The following is a 17,148-nucleotide window of genomic DNA, read 5'->3' as shown; positions in this document are numbered from 1 at the left end:
TGGGGGAGGGCGTTAGGCGACGACGGTCTCGATCTCGACCTTGATGTTGCCGCGGGTAGCGTTGGAATACGGGCACACCTGGTGAGCGAGGCCCACGAGGCGCTCGGCCTCGGCCTGCTCGATGTCCGCGATTTCCACGTGGAGGGCTGCGCCGAGGTCGTATCCACCCTGGCCGTTGGGGAAGATCGAGATGTCGGCCACCACGGCCGAGTCGGTCAGGGTGATCTTCTCTGCGGCGGCCACGGCCTTGAGGGCGGAGTGGAAGCAGGCCGACCAGCCGGCGGCGAAGAGCTGCTCGGGGTTGGTTCCGCCGCCACGGCCACCCATCTCGGTGGGGACCGCGAGGACCAGGTCGAGGTTGCCGTCGCTGGAGACGACGTGGCCCCCGGCGCGGCCGTCGCCGGTCGAGGTGGCTACGGCGGTGTACAGGGTTTCGCTCATAATCTGTGTCCTTCTGACGTGGATTCTCGGAAAATTCCTAGGTAGACGAACTAGTCACTCTACCTACAAGATCTATACTGGAACAGGACTCGGCAACACGCAAGTCCAACCTCAGATTCTCGGTTTCGATTCAGGAACCGTTCGGCACGGGAGCACACATGACGCAGGTACAGGCGCGAGGCACGGTTGTCTCGGAGTCCTCCGTGGCACAGGCCGAGACTCCCGGTGCACCGGTACGGATCGGCGCGCGTCAGCGCATCCTCGATGCCGCCGGCGCGCTCTTTCCCGCGTTTGGGTACCGTGCGGTGAGCGCCGATCGAATCATCGCGGCCGCCGGCATCACCAAGGTCACCTTCTACCGTCATTTCCCCACCAAGGACGACCTGATCGTCGCCTACCTGGATGCCGAGTCCGCGCGCGCCCAGGAATCGGTGGCGCGCCTGTTTGCCCCCGACGGCGCGAGCGTCGCGAACGCGGTGCCCGAAGAACCACCCGTGCGCATCGTCACGGCCGAGCAGGCCGAACTGTTCCTCTCCGGCTTTGCCCGGGTGATCGGTGTGGAGAGTTGCCGCCCGGGTTTCCGAGGCTGCGTGTTCCTCAACGCCGCGGCCGAATATGCCGAACCCGAGCACCCGATCCGGCGGGCCGTGCTGACCCACCGCGACTGGCTCCTGGGCACCCTCGCCGACGCCGTTCGCGCCCTGGGCATCGCGCCCGCCGAACCGGTTGCCCGCCAGCTCCTGATGCTCAGGGACGGTGCGATGTTTGCCGGATACCTGGACACCCCCGAAGAGATCGAGACCCAGCTGCGCACCGCGGGACGCGCGATTCTTCGAGCGGGCACCTAGACGCCCGCCTGGACCGATCGGTCCAGCGATGCGTCGCGCCTTGACGCACAAACACCCGGACCGATCGGCCCGGGTGTCTGTGTGTGGGGTGCGGGGTTTAGCGCGCGCGGCGCAGCAGCCCGATCCGGTCGTACACGGTGTCGAGGGTGGCCTCGGCGACCTCGCTGGCGCGCTCGGCGTTGCGGGCGAGTAGCCGGTCGAGTTCGGCGGGGTCGGACATGAGCTCGTTGGCGTGCTCGCGCACCGGGCCCAGGGTATCGGCCACCAGCTCGGCGAGGTCCTTCTTGAACGCGCCATAGCCCTGGCCATCGTAGGACGCGGTGATGTCCTCGACGGTGCGGCCGGAGAGCCCCGAGTAGATGCTCAGCAGGTTGGAGACGCCGGGCTTGTTTTCGCGGTCGAAGGCCACCACACCATCGGCGTCGGTCACCGCGCGCATGATCTTCTTGGCGTTGACCTTGGGGTCATCCAGCACCCAGATGATGCCCGCGGGGGACTCCCCGGACTTGGACATCTTCGAGGTGGGGTTCTGCAGGTCGTAGATCCGGGCCTCGGTGCCACCGATGTGGGCGGTGGGGATGGTGAAGGTCTCGCCGAAGCGCGAGTTGAAGCGCTCGGCGAGGTTGCGGGTCAGCTCGACGTGCTGGCGCTGGTCATCGCCCACCGGCACCACCTCGGTCTGGTACAGCAGGATGTCGGCGGCCATCAGGACCGGGTAGGCGAACAGGCCCACGCTGGTTGCGTCGGAACCGTAACGGCTGGACTTGTCCTTGAACTGGGTCATCCGGCCGGCCTCACCAAAACCGGTGATGGTGTTGAGGATCCAGGCCAGCTCGGTGTGCGCGGGCACGTGCGACTGCACGTACAGGGTCGACTTATCCGGGGAGATGCCACCGGCGATGTACTGTGCGGCGGTGCGACGGATCTTCTCGCGCAGCGTGGTCGGGTCCTGCGGCACGGTGATCGCGTGCAGGTCGACCACCGAGAAGAAGGCGTCGTGGGTTTCCTGCAGACGCTTCCACGGCGAGAGCGCACCCAGATAGTTGCCGAGCTGGAGCGAGTCGGCGGAGGGCTGCATGCCGGAATACAGGCGGGGGTTGGTCATGATGAAATCCTTAGAATCGAGCGAAATTTAGAGTGCGTAGACGACGGTGACGGGTGCGTGGTCGGACCATCGCTCGTCGTACGCAGCGGCCCGCTCGACCGCATAGGAGGTAACGGTGGCAGCCAGTGCGGGCGTTGCCATGTGGTAGTCGATGCGCCATCCGGCGTCGTTATCGAAGGCCTGACCGCGGTAGGACCACCAGGTGTAGGGGCCGGGGACCTCGCCGGCGAAGGCGCGGCCGACATCCACCAGGCCGATGCCCGGGCCGGTGACGCCATCCACGCCGGTGACCTCGGTGCCTGCGGCCCCGAAGAAACGGTCGAAGTAGGAGCGCTCCTGCGGCAGGAAGCCGGCGTTTTTCTGGTTGCCCTTCCAGTTCTTGATGTCGAGCTCGCGATGACCCACGTTGAGGTCACCCACCACGACGGCGTGCGAGGTCTGGGCCGAGAGCTCGGCCAGACGCACCAGCATCGCCTCCAGGAAGGCATACTTGGACACCTGACGCGGGGTATCTACCTCGCCCGAGTGCACGTAGGTGGACACCACGGTTACCGGGGTGCCGTGCCAGTCGTAGTCGCCCTCGAGCCAGCGTCCGGTGCTGTCGGTCTCCTCGCCGCCCAGGCCCGCGCGCGAGGCGACGGGGGCGATGCGGCTGAGCAGTGCTACACCGGCACGGCCCTTGGCCGCGGCCTCATCGTGCAGAATGTGCCAGCCCTCGCCCACCAGTTTGTGCACGTCGGCATCGCCGGCGCGGACCTCCTGGAGGGCCACAATGTCGGCACCGGAGTTCTCCAGCCACTCGCCCATACCCTTGCGGTAGGCGGCGCGGATGCCGTTGACGTTGACCGAGATAACGCGTAATGGGTTGGCAGACATGGCCCCAGTTTACCGGGTACCGGCGACACTCCGGGGCGCATTTCCCCGATTGTATGCGACCGCTAAAAACTAGCGACCGCGGCGCTCTGCGCGCAGGGTCCGTAGCTCCCTGCGTGCCCGTTCGGCGCGCGCCCGGGCCACCAGCTTGGCCGGGCCCCGCGCCGCCCGGGCCGCGGCCACCGCCTCATCGAAGGTGGTGCGCGCGATCAGTTCGCGAGCCTCGGCCAGGTCCTCGAGCCGCTCGCGCTCGCTCTGCTCGATCAGAACCACACCCTTGCGCTCGAGGCCCTCGGCGATCCAGGCGCCGGCAATCAGGATCACCCGACAGACAAAGTTGAACCAGATCAGCAGACCGATAAACACGGCAAAGGTCGCCAGCAGCGGGTTTCGGCTCGCCCCACCCAGCACCGCACCACCGGCAACGCTCAGCGCGGTCAGGGCCAGCGCGCCGAAGAAGGACCCCATAAAGAGGTCGGGCAGTGGAATCGGGATGCGGGCAAGCACCCGGTAAAGCGCCGAGAGCGTGATGAAGTTCAGCAGGAGACCGGCAACCAGACCGATCAGTGAGACGCTCGCGCGCCCCCAGAACGACTCATCGGAGATCCCGATCAGCGACAGCACCCAGGTCACCGCCTGAGTCGAGAGCATATTCGCCGCGGCAGAGAGCACCAGCAGCACCCCGAAGGCCAGTGCGAGGCCCAGGTCCTTGGCCTTCTGGAGGAAGAAGTTTCCCTCGGCCCGGGGGAGGTGGAAGATCGAGCGCAGGGCCTGCCGGGTCGAGGAGAGCCAGGCGATCGCGGTGAAGAGCAAACCAACCAGCGCGATCGCACCGGTCCACCCGAACACGTTGACGCGGGCGATGGCGAGGATCTGGTCCTCCTTGATGATGCCGCTATCGCCGTTGGTTCCGATCAGCCCGGGGACCGCATTGTTAATGATGTGGACGAGGTTGGAGAAGAGTTCCTCGTTGCCGATCAGCCAGAGACCTGCGACCGCGAATCCCACATACAGCGCCGCGAAAACCGCAAACACCGCCTGGAAACTCATGCCCGAGGAGAGTAGGTTTCCGTCGGCCTCGTTGTAGCGCATGACCGTGCGCACCACGCGGGTGCGGGTGACCGTGTCCACCGCCGATCCCGCCTTCTCCAGCGGCTTTTCGAAGCGCTGGACCAGGGCGTTATCGCTGTTCCGGATTGTTTCGGACAGCGAGGCTTCGCGCTGGGACGACGCCTTTCGGGCATTCTTTTCGGCCAGGCGTTGGCCTCGGGAGGCTCTGCGGGGTCGACTGCTCATGCCCCTACTGTAATGGGGGCGCTCGCGGGTGCGGAGATTTCCCGGGAACGCCGCCCGATTCACCCCCGAATGTGCGCCGGACTCGGACCTGGCCTAGGCTGAACCCTAGATAGCGGTCGGACGAAGGGAACCAGGTGCGGGTGCAGGGGGTGGGTGTTGGTCGCGGTGTGGTTACCGGACCGGTCCTGCGTATGCCCGAACCGTTGCCCGAGCCCTCGGATCGTCCGCGCAGCAACACGGCCGCCTGGGAGTCCTCCCGGGCCGAGGCAGCGCTGCGCGAAACCGCCCATGATCTCTCTCAGCACGCCGAGCACACCACCGGCGAGGCCCGTGCGGTACTCGAGGCTCAGGCGCAGATGGCGCAGGATCCCTCGCTCCTAACCGATGTGCGCTCTCGGATCGCCGCACAGAAAACCGCCGAGCGCGCGATCTTTGAGGCGTTCCACACGTTCCAGCAGATGTTGCTTTCGATGGGCGGCTATATGGCCGAGCGCGCCTCCGACCTCGGCGACCTCTCGCAGCGCACGATCGCGCACCTGCGCGGTGTTCCGGTCCCGGGCATCCCCGACTCGGATACCCCCTTTATCTTGGTTGCCCACGACCTTGCCCCGGCCGACACCGTGGGCCTCGACCTGGAGCGCGTGCTCGGGCTGATCACCAGCGGCGGCGGCCCCACCTCGCATACGGCGATCCTCGCGCGGGCCAAGGCCCTGGTTGCCGTGGTGGGTGTGGGCGATGTGGACGCGCTCGTGGACGGCACCGAGGTTCTCCTGGATGCGGCCGAGGGGACGGTGACACTCAACCCGAGCCCCGAGGACGTGCAGACCGCCCGACGCCGGCTGGGTCGACGCCGCTCTAAGGTCCCGGTGGGCCCCGGAACCCTCGCCGATGACACCCCGATTCCCCTCCTGGCCAATATCACCCGAGCCGATGAGGCCCCGGCCGCCCGCGAATTGGGTGCCGAGGGTGTGGGACTACTTCGCACCGAACTGCTGTTCCTCGATGCCGACCACGCTCCGAGTATCGCCGAGCAGGTGGAGCACTACCAGCGGATCTTCGAGGAGTTCCCCGGAAGGCGCGTGATCGTACGCACGCTGGACGCCGGCGCCGATAAGCCGCTCGCGTTCCTCCCGGTGGATGCCGCCGAACCCAACCCTGCCCTGGGCATGCGGGGGTTGCGGGCGTTCCGCGGCGATGATTCGATCCTCCGGGATCAGCTGCGGGCTCTCGCCATCGCCGCCGACAGCTGCCGTGCGGACGTGCGGGTGATGGCTCCGATGATCGCCGATGCCGCCGAAACCGCCAGATTTGTCCTGCTGGCCCGCGAGCTGGGACTCGGCACCGCGGGGGTCATGGCCGAGGTTCCGTCGGCGGCCCTCCTGGCGGCGCAGATCCTGGGCATCGCCGACTTCGTCTCGATCGGCACCAACGATCTCACCCAGTACACCCTGGCCGCCGACCGGCAGCTGGGGGCACTGGCCGACTATCAGGATCCCTGGCACCCGGCGGTGCTGCGGCTAATCCGGATGATCGGAGATGCCGGCGGCCAGTCGGGCAAGCCGGTGGGGGTGTGCGGGGAAGCGGCGGCGGACCCGCTGCTTGCGGTCATCCTGGTGGGACTCGGGGTAACCTCGCTGTCGATGGCCCCCGAGGCTCTCGCGGACGTGCGCACCGAGCTGCGCCAGCACACCCTGGAGCACGCGCGTCTGCTGGCTTCCCGTGCGCTCGCGGCCGCCACCCCGGCCGAGGCGCGCCTGGTGATGGCCGGGGCCTAGCTGTCTCCAGAACCCTCCCCGAAAGGGGGGTAAAGGGAAATTCGGCGCGGCAAAATAGCACGCGCTATTGTTGGCCATATCATGACTAACTCTGAATTCCCTGGACGGCCCGAGCAGCCGCCGGTTGCCCCGCTGCCGCAGGCCCCCGTCGAGACTGCGCCCGCATCCGTTCCCGCCTCGCGCCGCGGACTGGCCATCACCGCCCTGGTCCTGGGCATCGTTGCGGTCGTCTTTGCGTTCTTCCCGCCGCTGAGCATCCTGCTGGGTATCATCGCCGTGGTGTTTGGCATCATTGCGCTGGTGAAGCGCCAGTCCAAGGGGCTCGCACTGACCGGCCTGATCCTCGGTGGCGTCGGCGTGATCGTCAGCGTGATCCTCTTGGTTGTCGGGCTGATCTTTACCGCCACCCTGATCGAGCAGGGACAGCGAGGTGAGGGTCCGCTGGCGAACTCCTCGCTGCTGCCCTCCGTGGAGCCGACCGACGTTGACGAGGACACCAGCGTGGATGAGAGTACCGGCGCGCTGGTCGCCCTGGGCACCGCAATCGAGGGCGACGGCTACACCGTGGTCATCAACTCCTTCACCCCGAACCAGACCGCCGAGGTACTGGCTGCGGACGCCGAGAATGCCGAACCCACGGCCGGTAACAGCTATGCGGTGGTCAACTACACCATCACCTACACCGGCACCGCCGAGGGCACCCCGTTCGAGGTGGGCGTTCGCTACGTAACTTCCGCGGGAACCGTCATCGAGCTCGAGGACAGCTTCGGTTTCGGCCCGGCCCCCCAGCTGCCGTTGGAAGAGACCCTGGCCCCCGGACAGAGTGTCACCGGCAACATCGCGCTTGAGATTCCCGACAACGACCAGGGTGCGCTGCTGGTCAACGCCGGCCTGAACCACGCCGGTGTCGGCGTCGCGATTTTCTAGGACGCACAACAGAGCGGCCCATCCTCGATGAGGATGGGCCGCTCTGTTTTTCTCGGCGTTTACCGCGCGGTGATGTTGACCAGCCAGCCGATGCCAAAGGAATCCACCAGCATGCCGAAGGTGTCACCCCACGGTGCGGTTTCCAGCGGTGCCTGCACGTTCGCACCGGGCAGCAAACCCTCCCAGTAACCACGCAGCTCCGCCTCATCCGGGCCCGAGAGCGAGACCGAGACGTTGTCACCCACGGTGAGTTCCATATAGCTCGGGGTATCGGAAACCATGAGGGTCAAGCCCGAGGGGGAAACGATCATGCCGTGCATGATCAGGTTGGCATCGGCGGGGTCCACGGGCATACCTGCCTCGCCGAAGGTCGAGACGGTCAGCTCACCACCGAAGATTCCGTGATAAAACTCGAGTGCCGCGCGACCCTCGCCGCGAAAATTAATGTAGGGATTCAGGGAGACGGTCATCGTTGGTCCTCTCGATCATGCGCGTTATGCGCTGATTCGATTATGAACCCGATTCGGCCGACTCGAAAGGGTTAATCTCCGGATTGTGATCGACGATGCGGTGGGTGATGAAGTACCCGGCGGTGGCCGCCACGATGGCCACGGCCAGCGGCAGCCAGGACACCGGCAGATCGGCGGCGGGGATCGACCCCGCGGCCACTAGTGAATACCCAAACAGGCTCTGGGCGATCAGCAGGGCCGCCAGATCCCCGCGGCGCTGATCCGGGGTGCGGGTTGCGTGTCCGCTCCGAAACGCCCAGACGGTGACCAGCATGATCAGCGCCATCGCAATGGCCACAAACCAGCTCGATACGCCACCGGCTGCGGGAGCGTCGGCGTTGCCAAACTGAATCGGAACCGGGCCCGGCAGCGCGACGCAGAGGATGCCCCACAGCAGCAGTGCCAGCACAATCACACGGGGAACGAGGTTCTTGCGGTGCGCGGAGGCGGCGGTCATGACTCCCTTTCGTTCCCCCTAGCCTAGCGATGTTCGGCGGTGCCCATGCGTGAGGGGGCGATCACCAAGACCTAACGCAAAAGGCCCCGATCCGCAGGATCGGGGCCTTTTGGGTACTTCTTACGGCTTGCCGCGCATGATCGCCGACTTGACCTCGGCGATGGCCTGGGTCACCTGGATGCCACGGGGGCAGGCCTCGGAGCAGTTGAAGGTGGTGCGGCAGCGCCACACACCCTCCTTGTCGTTGAGGATGTCGAGGCGAACCTTGGCCTGGTCGTCGCGGGAGTCGAAGATGAAGCGGTGGGCATTCACGATCGCGGCCGGGCCGAAGTACTGGCCGTCGGTCCAGAACACCGGGCAGGACGAGGTACACGCGGCGCACAGGATGCACTTGGTGGTGTCGTCGAAGCGGGCGCGGTCGGCCACCGACTGCACACGCTCCTTGCCGGTGCCGGGGGTGCTGTTGGCCTGCAGGAAGGGCTGCACCTCACGGAAGGACTCGAAGAAGGGCTCCATGTCGACCACGAGGTCCTTCTCCAGCGGCAGGCCCTTGATGGCCTCCACGTAGATGGGCTTCGAGATGTCGAGGTCCTTGATCAGGGTCTTGCAGGCCAGGCGGTTGCGGCCGTTGATGCGCATCGCATCCGAGCCGCAGATGCCGTGGGCGCAGGAGCGGCGGAAGGTCAGCGACCCGTCCTGCTCCCACTTGATCTTGTGCAGGGCGTCGAGCACACGGTCGGTGCCGTAGAGCTCCACGTCGTAGTCCTGCCAGCGCGGCTCCTCGTCAACCTCCGGGTCGAACCGGCGGATGATCAGGGTGACGGTGAAGGACGGGACCGCATCGGCGGCTGCCGGCGGCTTCTCGGCGGTAGCGGTAGCCACGATTAGTACTTCCTTTCCATCGGCTGGTAACGGGTAATGACCACGGGCTTCCAGTCCAGCGTGATGTGGTCACCGGCGTCGGCGGAGTGCGGGTCCCCGCTCAGGTACGCCATGGTGTGCTGCATGTAGTTTTCGTCGTCGCGCTTGGGATAGTCGTCGCGCATGTGGCCGCCGCGGCTCTCCTTGCGGTTCCGGGCGGAGAAGACAACCACCTCGGCGAGGTCGAGCAGGAAGCCCAGCTCGATGGCTTCGAGCAGGTCGGTGTTGAACCGCTTGCCCTTGTCCTGGACGCTGATGTTCTTGTAGCGCTCGCGCAGCTGGTGGATGGTCTCGGTGACCTCGGCGAGGGACTCGTCGGTGCGGAACACCTGGGCGCCGCGGTCCATGTGGTCCTGCAGCTCCTTGCGCAGGACGGCCACGCGCTCGGTGCCGGTTCCGGTGCGGACCTGCTCGAGCAGCTCGCGCACCTCCTTGGCGGGGTCCTCGGGCAGCGGCACGAACTCGGCGGTCTTGACGTACTCGACGGCGTTGTTTCCGGCGCGCTTACCAAACACGTTGATGTCGAGCAGCGAGTTGGTGCCCAGTCGGTTGGAGCCGTGCACGGACACGCAGGCGCACTCGCCGGCGGCGTACAGGCCCGGAACCACGGTGGTGTTGTCGCGCAGCACCTCGGCCTTGACATTGGTGGGGATTCCACCCATGGCGTAGTGGGCGGTCGGCATCACCGGGACGGGCTCGGTCACCGGGTCGACACCCAGGTAGGTGCGGGCGAACTCGGTGATGTCGGGCAGCTTGGTCTCCAGGACCTCGGCACCCAGGTGGGTGCAGTCGAGGTACACGTAGTCCTTGTGCGGTCCGGCACCGCGGCCCTCGGCCACCTCCTGGACCATGCAGCGGGCGACGATGTCACGCGGGGCGAGGTCCTTGATGGTGGGGGCGTAGCGCTCCATAAAGCGCTCACCCGAGGCGTTACGCAGGATCGCACCCTCACCGCGGGCACCCTCGGTGAGGAGGATGCCGAGGCCGGCCAGGCCGGTCGGGTGGAACTGGAAGAACTCCATGTCCTCCAGCGGCAAGCCCTTGCGCCAGACGATGCCGACGCCGTCACCGGTGAGGGTGTGGGCGTTGGAGGTGGTCTTGTAGATCTTGCCGAAGCCACCGGTGGCGAAGATCATGGCCTTGGCCTGGAAGACGTGCAGCTCGCCGGTGGAGAGGTCGTAGGCGACAACGCCCGAGGGCTGCTTGACGCCGTCCACCTCGGTCATGATGAGGTCGAGGACGTAGAACTCGTTGAAGAAGTTGATGCCGTGCTTGACGCAGTTTTGGTACAGGGTCTGCAGGATCATGTGGCCGGTGCGGTCGGCCGCGTAGCAGGCTCGGCGAACCGGTGCCTTACCGTGGTCGCGGGTGTGACCGCCAAAGCGACGCTGGTCGATCTTGCCCTCGGGGGTGCGGTTGAAGGGCAGACCCATGTTCTCGAGGTCGATGACCGCGTCGATGGCCTCCTTGGCCAGGATCTCGGCGGCGTCCTGGTCAACCAGGTAGTCGCCACCCTTGATCGTGTCAAAGGTGTGCCACTCCCACGAGTCTTCCTCGACGTTAGCGAGGGCGGCGGCCATGCCACCCTGGGCCGCACCGGTGTGCGAGCGGGTCGGGTAGAGCTTGGAGATGACGGCGGTCTTGGCATTCGGACCGGCCTCGATGGCCGCCCGCATTCCGGCACCGCCGGCACCGATGATCACGATGTCGAACTGGTGGTAGTGGACGCCGCCTACGATGGTGGATCCCTGGGTGCTGTTCGTCACAGAATTTTCCAATGTGTTGATCGTTGGGTGTCCGCGGTCGCTAGTGCGCGGCGCAGAGCTGAATCAGGGCATCGGAGGAGGGGTTTCCGATGCAGGGGTCAAACGTGAAGACCACGAGCGTGCCGAGGATGATCAGGATCGCGACGGCCGCCAGGATGGCGATCTTCAGGATGCCGCGGGTGGTGCGTCCGCGGGCGTAGTCGTTGACGATGGTGCGCATGCCGTTGCCGCCGTGGATCAGCGCGAGCCACAGCATGATGACGTCCCACCACTGCCAGAACGGGTCGGCCCACTTGCCGGCCACGAAGGCGAAGTTGATGGCGGAGACGCCGGTGCCCTGCCAGAGGTTCACAAACAGGTGACCAAAGATCAGTACCACCAGCACAACGCCGGAGACACGCATGTAGAGCCAGCCCCATTTTTCCCAGTTGGTGCCGTTTCCACGGGTGCGGGGGGAGCGGGGAGCCGCGATTTCGGTAGTAGTCATGGCGGGCCTCCTAGTGGCTGAACACGTTGGTCAGGTGCCGCGGCACAAAGGCGAGCATGGTGATGACCCAGAGGGCGATCACGATCCAGAACATGAGCTTCTGGTAGCGGGTTCCCTTGGACCAGAAGTCCACCAGGATGATTCGCAGGCCGTTGAAGGCGTGGAAGACGATTGCGGCGACCAGGCCGACCTCGCCAATACCCATGATCGGGGTCTGATAGGTGCCGATCACCGCGTCATACGCCTCGGGGGATACACGCACCAGCGCGGTATCCAGGACGTGAACCAGCAGGAAGAAGAAGATCGCGACGCCGGTTATGCGGTGGAAAACCCATGACCACATGCCCTCGTGACCGCGGTACAGCGTACCCGCGGGACGCGGTTTCTTTTTTGATGCCTTCGGTGGAGTCCCTGCAGTCTGCACTGACACGAACAGCCCTCCCATAATCGTCGAAGCCTCGGTCGACAGCCACACGAGCCGTCGTGCGTCTTTTAGGCGCTATGCACATCCTATGTCGACAATCAGTCGGTTACCGCTTAGGCGACCCTTAGTGCCTCGAGATATTCGCTGTCCGAAACCGGTCGTTCACCGGGAAATCCCGTGAAATTTGTTGTCTGGGTGACGCGACACTCGCCGACGCCCGGGCGCGATTGCGGCGTTGTGCGCCGGGTCGCCCACTCCTCTCAGCTTGCGCCGACTACCCTGGAGACATGAAACCCGCACTCGACCGCTTTTTTAGCGTGATTCCGGCCGGGGGTGTCGGCTCACGACTGTGGCCGCTGTCCCGCGCGGATGCACCAAAGTTCCTGCACGACCTCACCGGCTCCGGCTCGACCCTGCTGCGGGCGACCTGGGATCGGCTGGCGCCGATCGCCGGCGACCAGCGCATCATGGTGGTCACCGGGCGCGCGCACCGCGCGGCCGTGGAGGAGCAGCTGCCCGGGCTTGCGGATCAGAACATCGTCCTCGAGGCCGATCCTCGGGATTCGACCGTGGCCATCGCCCTGGCCGCCGCGATCCTGGTGCGCCGCGAGCCCGATGCGATCATCGGTTCGTTTGCGGCCGACCACGTGATTAGCGGTGATCGCCTGTTCCGCGCGGCCGTGAATGAGGCCGTCCTTGCGGCCGATGCCGGATTTATCGCGACCATCGGGATCACCCCGACCGAGCCGGCCGTGGGCTTTGGCTATATCAAGGTGGCCGATGACCTCAACATCACCGGTGCCGACAGCGCCCGCGCGGTGGAGTGCTTCGTGGAGAAGCCCGACCTGCCTACCGCGCAGAGCTACCTGGCCGACGGCGGTTACCTCTGGAATGCGGGCATGTTCATTACCCGTGCCGATGTGCTGCTGGAGGAGCTGGGCCGTAACCAGCCCGAGCTGCGCGCCTCGATTGTGGAGCTCGCCGCCGCCTGGGATGACCCGGCAACCCGCGGCCCCGCGGTGGACCGGATTTGGCCCACGCTCAAGAAGATCGCGATCGACTACTCGGTTGCCGAGCCGGCCGCCGCTGCCGGTCGCCTCGCGGTGATCCCCGGTGCCTTTAAGTGGGACGATGTGGGCGACTTCGCCTCGCTGGCCAAGCTCAACACCGGCGGTGCCGGTGGCGATCTGGCGATCCTGGGCGAAAATGCACGCGTGCTGGCGGATGCCTCCAGCGGCATCGTGGTGTCCGAGACGGACCGCGTGATCAGCCTGATCGGTGTCAAGAACATCGTGGTGGTGGATACCCCGGACGCACTCTTGGTCACCACCAGCGAGCATGCCCAGCGGGTGAAATCCGTGGTGGATGCGCTGAAGATCTCCGGTCGCAACGACCTGCTCTAGACCCCTCGAAGCCCGCGAATTCTCACTCGGAATTCCCGGGCTTTGTGGTATCTAAAACCGCTGATATAGCAACAAATTTGTCGCCTGATGACGAGTGTATGAACGGCATTGGATTTACCCTGTCGTTTCGCGAGGGTCGCGGGTAGACTTTGCCGGGTGAGTACCTCGGATAACTACACGCTGCCCGGTGGCATCAACCTGCGGGCCCTGCCCAAGGTGTCGCTGCACGACCACCTTGACGGTGGACTGCGCCCTCAGACCATCCTGGACCTGGCCGCCGCGGCCGGCCTGGAGGCTCCCGCCAACACCGCCGAGGAACTCGCCGAATGGTTTATCGACCAGGCTAGCGCCGGCAGTCTGCCCGCGTACCTGAAGACCTTCGACCTGGCCATCGCCGTCCTGCAGACGGCGGATGCGCTGGCCCGGGTCGCCCGCGAGTTTGTCCATGACCTGGCCGACGACGGTGTGATCTACGCCGAGATTCGCTGGGCACCCGAGCAGCACCTGCGGGGCGGGCTGAGCCTGGACCGCGCGGTTGAGGCCGTGCAGCAGGGTCTCGAGCGCGGGGTTGACGATGTGCGCCGAGCCGGGGGCGAGATCGAGGTGGGGCAGCTGCTCACCGCGATGCGTCATGCGGACAACGCGCTGGAAATCGCCGAGCTGGCCGTGCGCCATCGCGATCACGGCGTGGTGGGTTTCGACATCGCCGGGGCCGAGGACGGCTTCCCTCCCGCCCGGCACCGCCTAGCCTTCGACTATCTGGCCCAGCACTACTTCCCGGTTACCGTGCACGCGGGGGAGGCCGCCGGTCTCGACTCGATCCAGGGTGCACTGTTTGACGGACGCGCCCTGCGCCTGGGCCACGGCGTCCGCCTGGCCGAGGACATCGAGGTGCGTCGCACCGAGGGTGACAACGTCTATGTCGAGATGGGGGAGCTGGCGCACTGGGTGAATGATCGCGAGATCGCACTCGAACTCAGCCCGTCCTCGAACCTGCAGACCGGGGCGATCGACGCCTGGGGCGACGAACTCGAGGACCACCCCTTCGACCTGCTCTACCAGCTGGGCTTCCGGGTCACGGTCAACGTGGACAACCGCACGGTCACCGGAACCTCGCTGACCCGTGAGCTGGCCCTGCTCTCGGCGGCCTTCGAATACGACCTCGAGGACCTCGAGATTTTCCAGCTCAATGCGGCCGCCGCCGCGTTTATGCCCACCGAGGATCGGGAATACCTGACCGAGCGCATTCGTGCAGGTTTCGACGCCGCGGCAGACGCATAGCGAGCGTTCTACCGATTCTCGGGGCGGGAACCGGTAGCCTGGAAGAACGAACCGTTCGCCCCCGTGATTCAGTGAGGATCTCATGCCGCTACCCCCGCTTCCCGACGCCGCAATCAACCTGCACGCCAGTGCGGGTGACTGGCGTGACGCGGTGCGGCTTGCCGGCAACGCTCTTGAGCGTGGCGGCTTCACCGCCGAGAGCTACTCCGACCGGATGATCGAGGTCATCGAGGAGTTCGGCGCCTACGTGGTGATCGCGCCGGGCCTGGCCCTCGCTCACGCCCGCCCGGGACCCGACGTGCTGAACTCGGGCATCGCCGTGGTCACCCTGGCCGAGCCCGTGGTGTTTGGGCACCCGCACAACGACCCGGTCAACGTGGTCATCGGTCTGGCCGTCACCGGCACCGAGGAGCACGTCACCACGGTGGCCGAGCTGGCCAACGTCTTCAACGATGCCGGATCGATCCCGGCCCTGGCCGATGCCCCGACCGCGGAGCGTGTGCGCGATATTCTCGGGGCTCCGGCCGCGGAATAGAGGGGGTCAACCGTGATGCACATCGTTGCAATCTGTGGGGCCGGGGTGGGAACATCCGGCATCCTCAAGGTGAACGCCGAACGCGCGCTGGCTCGCCTGGGCCTGGAAGCCACGGTCACCGCGAGCGACGCGGCCTCGGTGATGACCGCCGCCGCCGACGCCCAGATCATCCTCACCTCCTCCGAGCTGGTCCCGGCCATCGGCAAGACCTACGCGGAGATCATCGTGATCAACAACTACTTCGACCTGGATGAGCTGGCCGACAAGCTTGAAGAGGCCCTGAGCTAGCCACAACACAGAACGAGCCGGGTGGAGAGATCCACCCGGCTCGTTGTGTGTGTGAGGCTATTCCGAAACCAGTTCGGTGAGGTCGGCGCGGATCTCGACCAGGCTCTCCAGCACGGTCTCGTCCTCGCCCCGCACGTCGAGGTAGAACTTGACCTTGGGCTCGGTGCCGCTCGGGCGAATCATGATCCGTGCACCGTCGGAAAGCTCCCAGCGCAGGGCGTTGGTGCCCGGACGCTCGGCGGTGGCGACCGACAGGTCTTCGATCTTGACGATTTCCCGGCTGCCCAGCAGGGCCGGCGGGGTCTCGCGCAGACGCGCCATCAGCGCGGGGATCTGGGCCAGGTTGGTGAAGCGGATCGAGAGCTGGTCGCTGCCGAAGTAGCCGAAGCGGGTCGCGAACTCGTCGAGCATGTCGCCCAGGGTGCGTCCCTCCTCGGCGGCGGCACCGGCGATCTCAAGCACGGCAAGGCCGGCGGAGATGCCGTCCTTATCGTGCACGGTGTCGGGGTTGACCAGGTAGCCGATGGCCTCCTCGTAGCCGAACAGCAGGTGCGGGACGCGGGAGACCCACTTGAACCCGGTGAGGGTTTCGGCAAAGTCCAGCTGGTACTGACGCGCAACCTCGGCCAGGGCCGGGGAGGACACGATGGTGCAGGCCAGTGCTCCGTGACGACCGGCGGCGCGCGCCCGCTCGGCGGCACGCCATCCCAGCAACCAGCCGATCTGGTTACCGGTCAGCTGGCGGAAGCCACCGGGTGCCGCGGGATCGGGGATCGCGACCGAGCAGCGGTCGGCGTCGGGGTCGTTGGCGATGATCAGGTCGGCACCGTGCTCGCGCGCGGTCTCGATGGCCAGATCCAGCGCGCCGGGCTCCTCGGGGTTGGGGAACGCGACGGTGGGGAAGGCGGCATCGGGGTCGCGCTGGGCGGCCACGGCGATGGGCTCGGGGAGCCCGGCGGCGGTCACCACCCGGGCGAAGGTTTCCCAGCCCACACCGTGCATCGCGGTGTAGACCACACGCAGCGGCTGCGGGGTCTGGTCAATCAGGGCGGCGGTCGCGCGCACATACGCGTCGATCACGGCCTCATCGGCGATCGCGTATTCGGGGGAGCGGGGCAGGTCCAGCACGCTCTCGTCGGTCGCGATGCGCAGGATCTGGGTCGCGATCTCGGCATCCACCGGGGCGACAATCTGCGAGCCCGCATCCTCATCGCCGAGGTACACCTTGTAGCCGTTATCGGCGGGCGGGTTGTGGCTCGCGGTCACCATGATGCCCGCGCTGGTGCCCAGCTGACGCACGGCGAAGGCCAGCACCGGGGTGGGCAGCGGACGCGGCAGCAGGGTCACCCGGATGCCCACACCCGAGAGCAGCTCGGCGCTGTCGCGCGCGAACACGTCGGAGTTCTTGCGGCCGTCATAGCCGATCACGACGCTCGGGGTGGTGTCGCCGGCGCGCGCGTTGAGGAACGCGCCGATGCCGGCGGCGGCCTGGGAGACCAGGACGCGGTTCATCCGGTTGGATCCGGCCTCGACGCGGCCGCGCAGGCCCGCGGTGCCAAATTCCAGGCGTCCGGCGAAGCGGTCGGCCAGGTCGGCGCGGGCGGCGGAGTCGCCGCCGCGGACGGCCTCAAAGATCGAGGAGAGCTCGTCGCGGGTCTCCGGATCGGGATCCTGGGCGAGCCACGCCTCGGCGCGCTCAAGCAGGTCGGTGCACACCGGAACGGAACCGGTATTCTCGCCGCTCATCGGGCTCCGCCGGGTCGGCTCAGGCTGTTCATTGCAGTTTGCATGTCCACCATGCTAACCGGATCG

General features: G+C 66.5%; 18 protein-coding genes. 7 read left to right on the top strand and 11 right to left on the bottom strand.

Annotation, left to right across the window (positions count from 1 at the left end):
• Positions 1–12 precede the first annotated feature (12 nt).
• The gene (locus M2390_RS10065; RefSeq protein ID WP_030149052.1) at positions 13–441 is read right to left on the bottom strand and encodes an organic hydroperoxide resistance protein; all 429 of its coding nucleotides are present in this window, start codon (positions 439–441) and stop codon (positions 13–15) included.
• Positions 442–599: 158 nt separating this feature from the next.
• Between M2390_RS10065 and M2390_RS10060 the strand changes: the two genes are divergently transcribed.
• Positions 600–1,289: a TetR/AcrR family transcriptional regulator gene (locus M2390_RS10060; protein ID WP_259178447.1), complete on the top strand. Its 690-nt coding sequence runs from the start codon at positions 600–602 to the stop codon at positions 1,287–1,289.
• A 97-nt stretch (positions 1,290–1,386) separates the two neighbouring features.
• Here M2390_RS10060 and trpS read toward each other — a convergent pair whose 3' ends face one another.
• From trpS to M2390_RS10045, 3 genes are all read right to left on the bottom strand, one after another.
• A complete protein-coding gene (gene trpS, locus M2390_RS10055; protein ID WP_259178444.1) occupies positions 1,387–2,394 on the bottom strand; it encodes a tryptophan--tRNA ligase in 1,008 nt (335 codons plus the stop codon).
• A gap of 27 nt (positions 2,395–2,421) precedes the next feature.
• The gene (locus M2390_RS10050) at positions 2,422–3,270 is read right to left on the bottom strand and encodes an exodeoxyribonuclease III (protein ID WP_030149049.1); all 849 of its coding nucleotides are present in this window, start codon (positions 3,268–3,270) and stop codon (positions 2,422–2,424) included.
• Between the two features lie 69 nt (positions 3,271–3,339).
• A complete protein-coding gene (locus M2390_RS10045; RefSeq protein ID WP_259178440.1) occupies positions 3,340–4,563 on the bottom strand; it encodes a YihY/virulence factor BrkB family protein in 1,224 nt (407 codons plus the stop codon).
• 134 nt (positions 4,564–4,697) lie between these two features.
• Here M2390_RS10045 and ptsP point away from each other — a divergent pair, with 134 nt between their 5' ends.
• Positions 4,698–6,338, top strand: a complete 1,641-nt coding sequence (gene ptsP / locus M2390_RS10040; RefSeq protein ID WP_259178438.1) for a phosphoenolpyruvate--protein phosphotransferase — start codon at positions 4,698–4,700, stop codon at positions 6,336–6,338.
• 81 nt (positions 6,339–6,419) lie between these two features.
• Positions 6,420–7,265, top strand: coding sequence for a DUF4190 domain-containing protein (locus M2390_RS10035; protein WP_259178437.1), 846 nt, complete (start codon positions 6,420–6,422; stop codon positions 7,263–7,265).
• Positions 7,266–7,324: 59 nt separating this feature from the next.
• Here the strand turns inward: M2390_RS10035 and M2390_RS10030 are convergent, their stop codons facing one another.
• The 6 genes from M2390_RS10030 to sdhC form a co-directional block, all read right to left on the bottom strand.
• Positions 7,325–7,735: a VOC family protein gene (locus M2390_RS10030; protein WP_259178435.1), complete on the bottom strand. Its 411-nt coding sequence runs from the start codon at positions 7,733–7,735 to the stop codon at positions 7,325–7,327.
• A gap of 40 nt (positions 7,736–7,775) precedes the next feature.
• Positions 7,776–8,231, bottom strand: coding sequence for a hypothetical protein (locus M2390_RS10025; protein WP_259178433.1), 456 nt, complete (start codon positions 8,229–8,231; stop codon positions 7,776–7,778).
• A 120-nt stretch (positions 8,232–8,351) separates the two neighbouring features.
• The gene (locus tag M2390_RS10020) at positions 8,352–9,113 is read right to left on the bottom strand and encodes a succinate dehydrogenase iron-sulfur subunit (RefSeq protein ID WP_030149043.1); all 762 of its coding nucleotides are present in this window, start codon (positions 9,111–9,113) and stop codon (positions 8,352–8,354) included.
• A 2-nt stretch (positions 9,114–9,115) separates the two neighbouring features.
• Positions 9,116–10,918 carry a succinate dehydrogenase flavoprotein subunit gene (sdhA, locus tag M2390_RS10015; RefSeq protein ID WP_259178432.1) on the bottom strand — a complete coding sequence of 601 codons (1,803 nt, stop codon included), beginning with the start codon at positions 10,916–10,918 and terminating at the stop codon, positions 9,116–9,118.
• 40 nt (positions 10,919–10,958) lie between these two features.
• The gene (locus tag M2390_RS10010; RefSeq protein WP_030149041.1) at positions 10,959–11,405 is read right to left on the bottom strand and encodes a succinate dehydrogenase hydrophobic membrane anchor subunit; all 447 of its coding nucleotides are present in this window, start codon (positions 11,403–11,405) and stop codon (positions 10,959–10,961) included.
• A 10-nt stretch (positions 11,406–11,415) separates the two neighbouring features.
• A complete protein-coding gene (sdhC, locus tag M2390_RS10005) occupies positions 11,416–11,835 on the bottom strand; it encodes a succinate dehydrogenase, cytochrome b556 subunit (protein WP_259178430.1) in 420 nt (139 codons plus the stop codon).
• A 281-nt stretch (positions 11,836–12,116) separates the two neighbouring features.
• On the opposite strand from sdhC, the gene M2390_RS10000 reads away from it, so the two are divergent.
• The 4 genes from M2390_RS10000 to M2390_RS09985 all read left to right on the top strand — a co-directional run bounded on the left by M2390_RS10000 (position 12,117) and on the right by M2390_RS09985 (position 15,336).
• Entirely contained in the window at positions 12,117–13,232 is a 1,116-nt protein-coding gene (locus M2390_RS10000) for a mannose-1-phosphate guanylyltransferase (RefSeq protein WP_121689300.1), read from the top strand.
• 156 nt (positions 13,233–13,388) lie between these two features.
• Positions 13,389–14,513 (top strand): adenosine deaminase, encoded by a 1,125-nt coding sequence (locus M2390_RS09995; protein ID WP_259178425.1) that lies wholly within the window; start codon positions 13,389–13,391, stop codon positions 14,511–14,513.
• Between the two features lie 82 nt (positions 14,514–14,595).
• Positions 14,596–15,048 carry a PTS sugar transporter subunit IIA gene (locus tag M2390_RS09990; RefSeq protein ID WP_121689298.1) on the top strand — a complete coding sequence of 151 codons (453 nt, stop codon included), beginning with the start codon at positions 14,596–14,598 and terminating at the stop codon, positions 15,046–15,048.
• A 15-nt stretch (positions 15,049–15,063) separates the two neighbouring features.
• Positions 15,064–15,336: a PTS sugar transporter subunit IIB gene (locus M2390_RS09985; RefSeq protein ID WP_030149036.1), complete on the top strand. Its 273-nt coding sequence runs from the start codon at positions 15,064–15,066 to the stop codon at positions 15,334–15,336.
• Positions 15,337–15,393: 57 nt separating this feature from the next.
• Here M2390_RS09985 and M2390_RS09980 read toward each other — a convergent pair whose 3' ends face one another.
• Positions 15,394–17,082 carry a phospho-sugar mutase gene (locus tag M2390_RS09980; protein ID WP_259178424.1) on the bottom strand — a complete coding sequence of 563 codons (1,689 nt, stop codon included), beginning with the start codon at positions 17,080–17,082 and terminating at the stop codon, positions 15,394–15,396.
• Between the last annotated feature and the right edge of the window lie 66 nt (positions 17,083–17,148).

This window comes from Mycetocola sp. BIGb0189 (assembly GCF_024810155.1).
GTDB classification, from domain to species: domain Bacteria; phylum Actinomycetota; class Actinomycetes; order Actinomycetales; family Microbacteriaceae; genus Mycetocola; species Mycetocola lacteus.
The sequence above is the reverse complement of the archived record's forward strand: the minus strand, read 5'-3'. Positions and strand labels throughout refer to the sequence as shown.

Bases quoted from the DNA above. Each gene is read 5' to 3' on its own strand.
- M2390_RS10050 (WP_030149049.1), bottom strand. From the start codon at position 3,270: ATGTCTGCCAACCCATTACGCGTTATCTCGGTCAACGTCAACGGCATC.
- M2390_RS10000 (WP_121689300.1), top strand. From the start codon at position 12,117: ATGAAACCCGCACTCGACCGCTTTTTTAGCGTGATTCCGGCCGGGGGT.
- trpS (WP_259178444.1), bottom strand. From the start codon at position 2,394: ATGACCAACCCCCGCCTGTATTCCGGCATGCAGCCCTCCGCCGACTCG.
- M2390_RS10010 (WP_030149041.1), bottom strand. From the start codon at position 11,405: ATGACTACTACCGAAATCGCGGCTCCCCGCTCCCCCCGCACCCGTGGA.
- M2390_RS09990 (WP_121689298.1), top strand. From the start codon at position 14,596: ATGCCGCTACCCCCGCTTCCCGACGCCGCAATCAACCTGCACGCCAGT.
- M2390_RS10060 (WP_259178447.1), top strand. From the start codon at position 600: ATGACGCAGGTACAGGCGCGAGGCACGGTTGTCTCGGAGTCCTCCGTG.
- M2390_RS10025 (WP_259178433.1), bottom strand. From the start codon at position 8,231: ATGACCGCCGCCTCCGCGCACCGCAAGAACCTCGTTCCCCGTGTGATT.
- M2390_RS09980 (WP_259178424.1), bottom strand. From the start codon at position 17,082: ATGAGCGGCGAGAATACCGGTTCCGTTCCGGTGTGCACCGACCTGCTT.
- M2390_RS09985 (WP_030149036.1), top strand. From the start codon at position 15,064: ATGCACATCGTTGCAATCTGTGGGGCCGGGGTGGGAACATCCGGCATC.
- M2390_RS10035 (WP_259178437.1), top strand. From the start codon at position 6,420: ATGACTAACTCTGAATTCCCTGGACGGCCCGAGCAGCCGCCGGTTGCC.
- M2390_RS10045 (WP_259178440.1), bottom strand. From the start codon at position 4,563: ATGAGCAGTCGACCCCGCAGAGCCTCCCGAGGCCAACGCCTGGCCGAA.
- M2390_RS10065 (WP_030149052.1), bottom strand. From the start codon at position 441: ATGAGCGAAACCCTGTACACCGCCGTAGCCACCTCGACCGGCGACGGC.
- M2390_RS10030 (WP_259178435.1), bottom strand. From the start codon at position 7,735: ATGACCGTCTCCCTGAATCCCTACATTAATTTTCGCGGCGAGGGTCGC.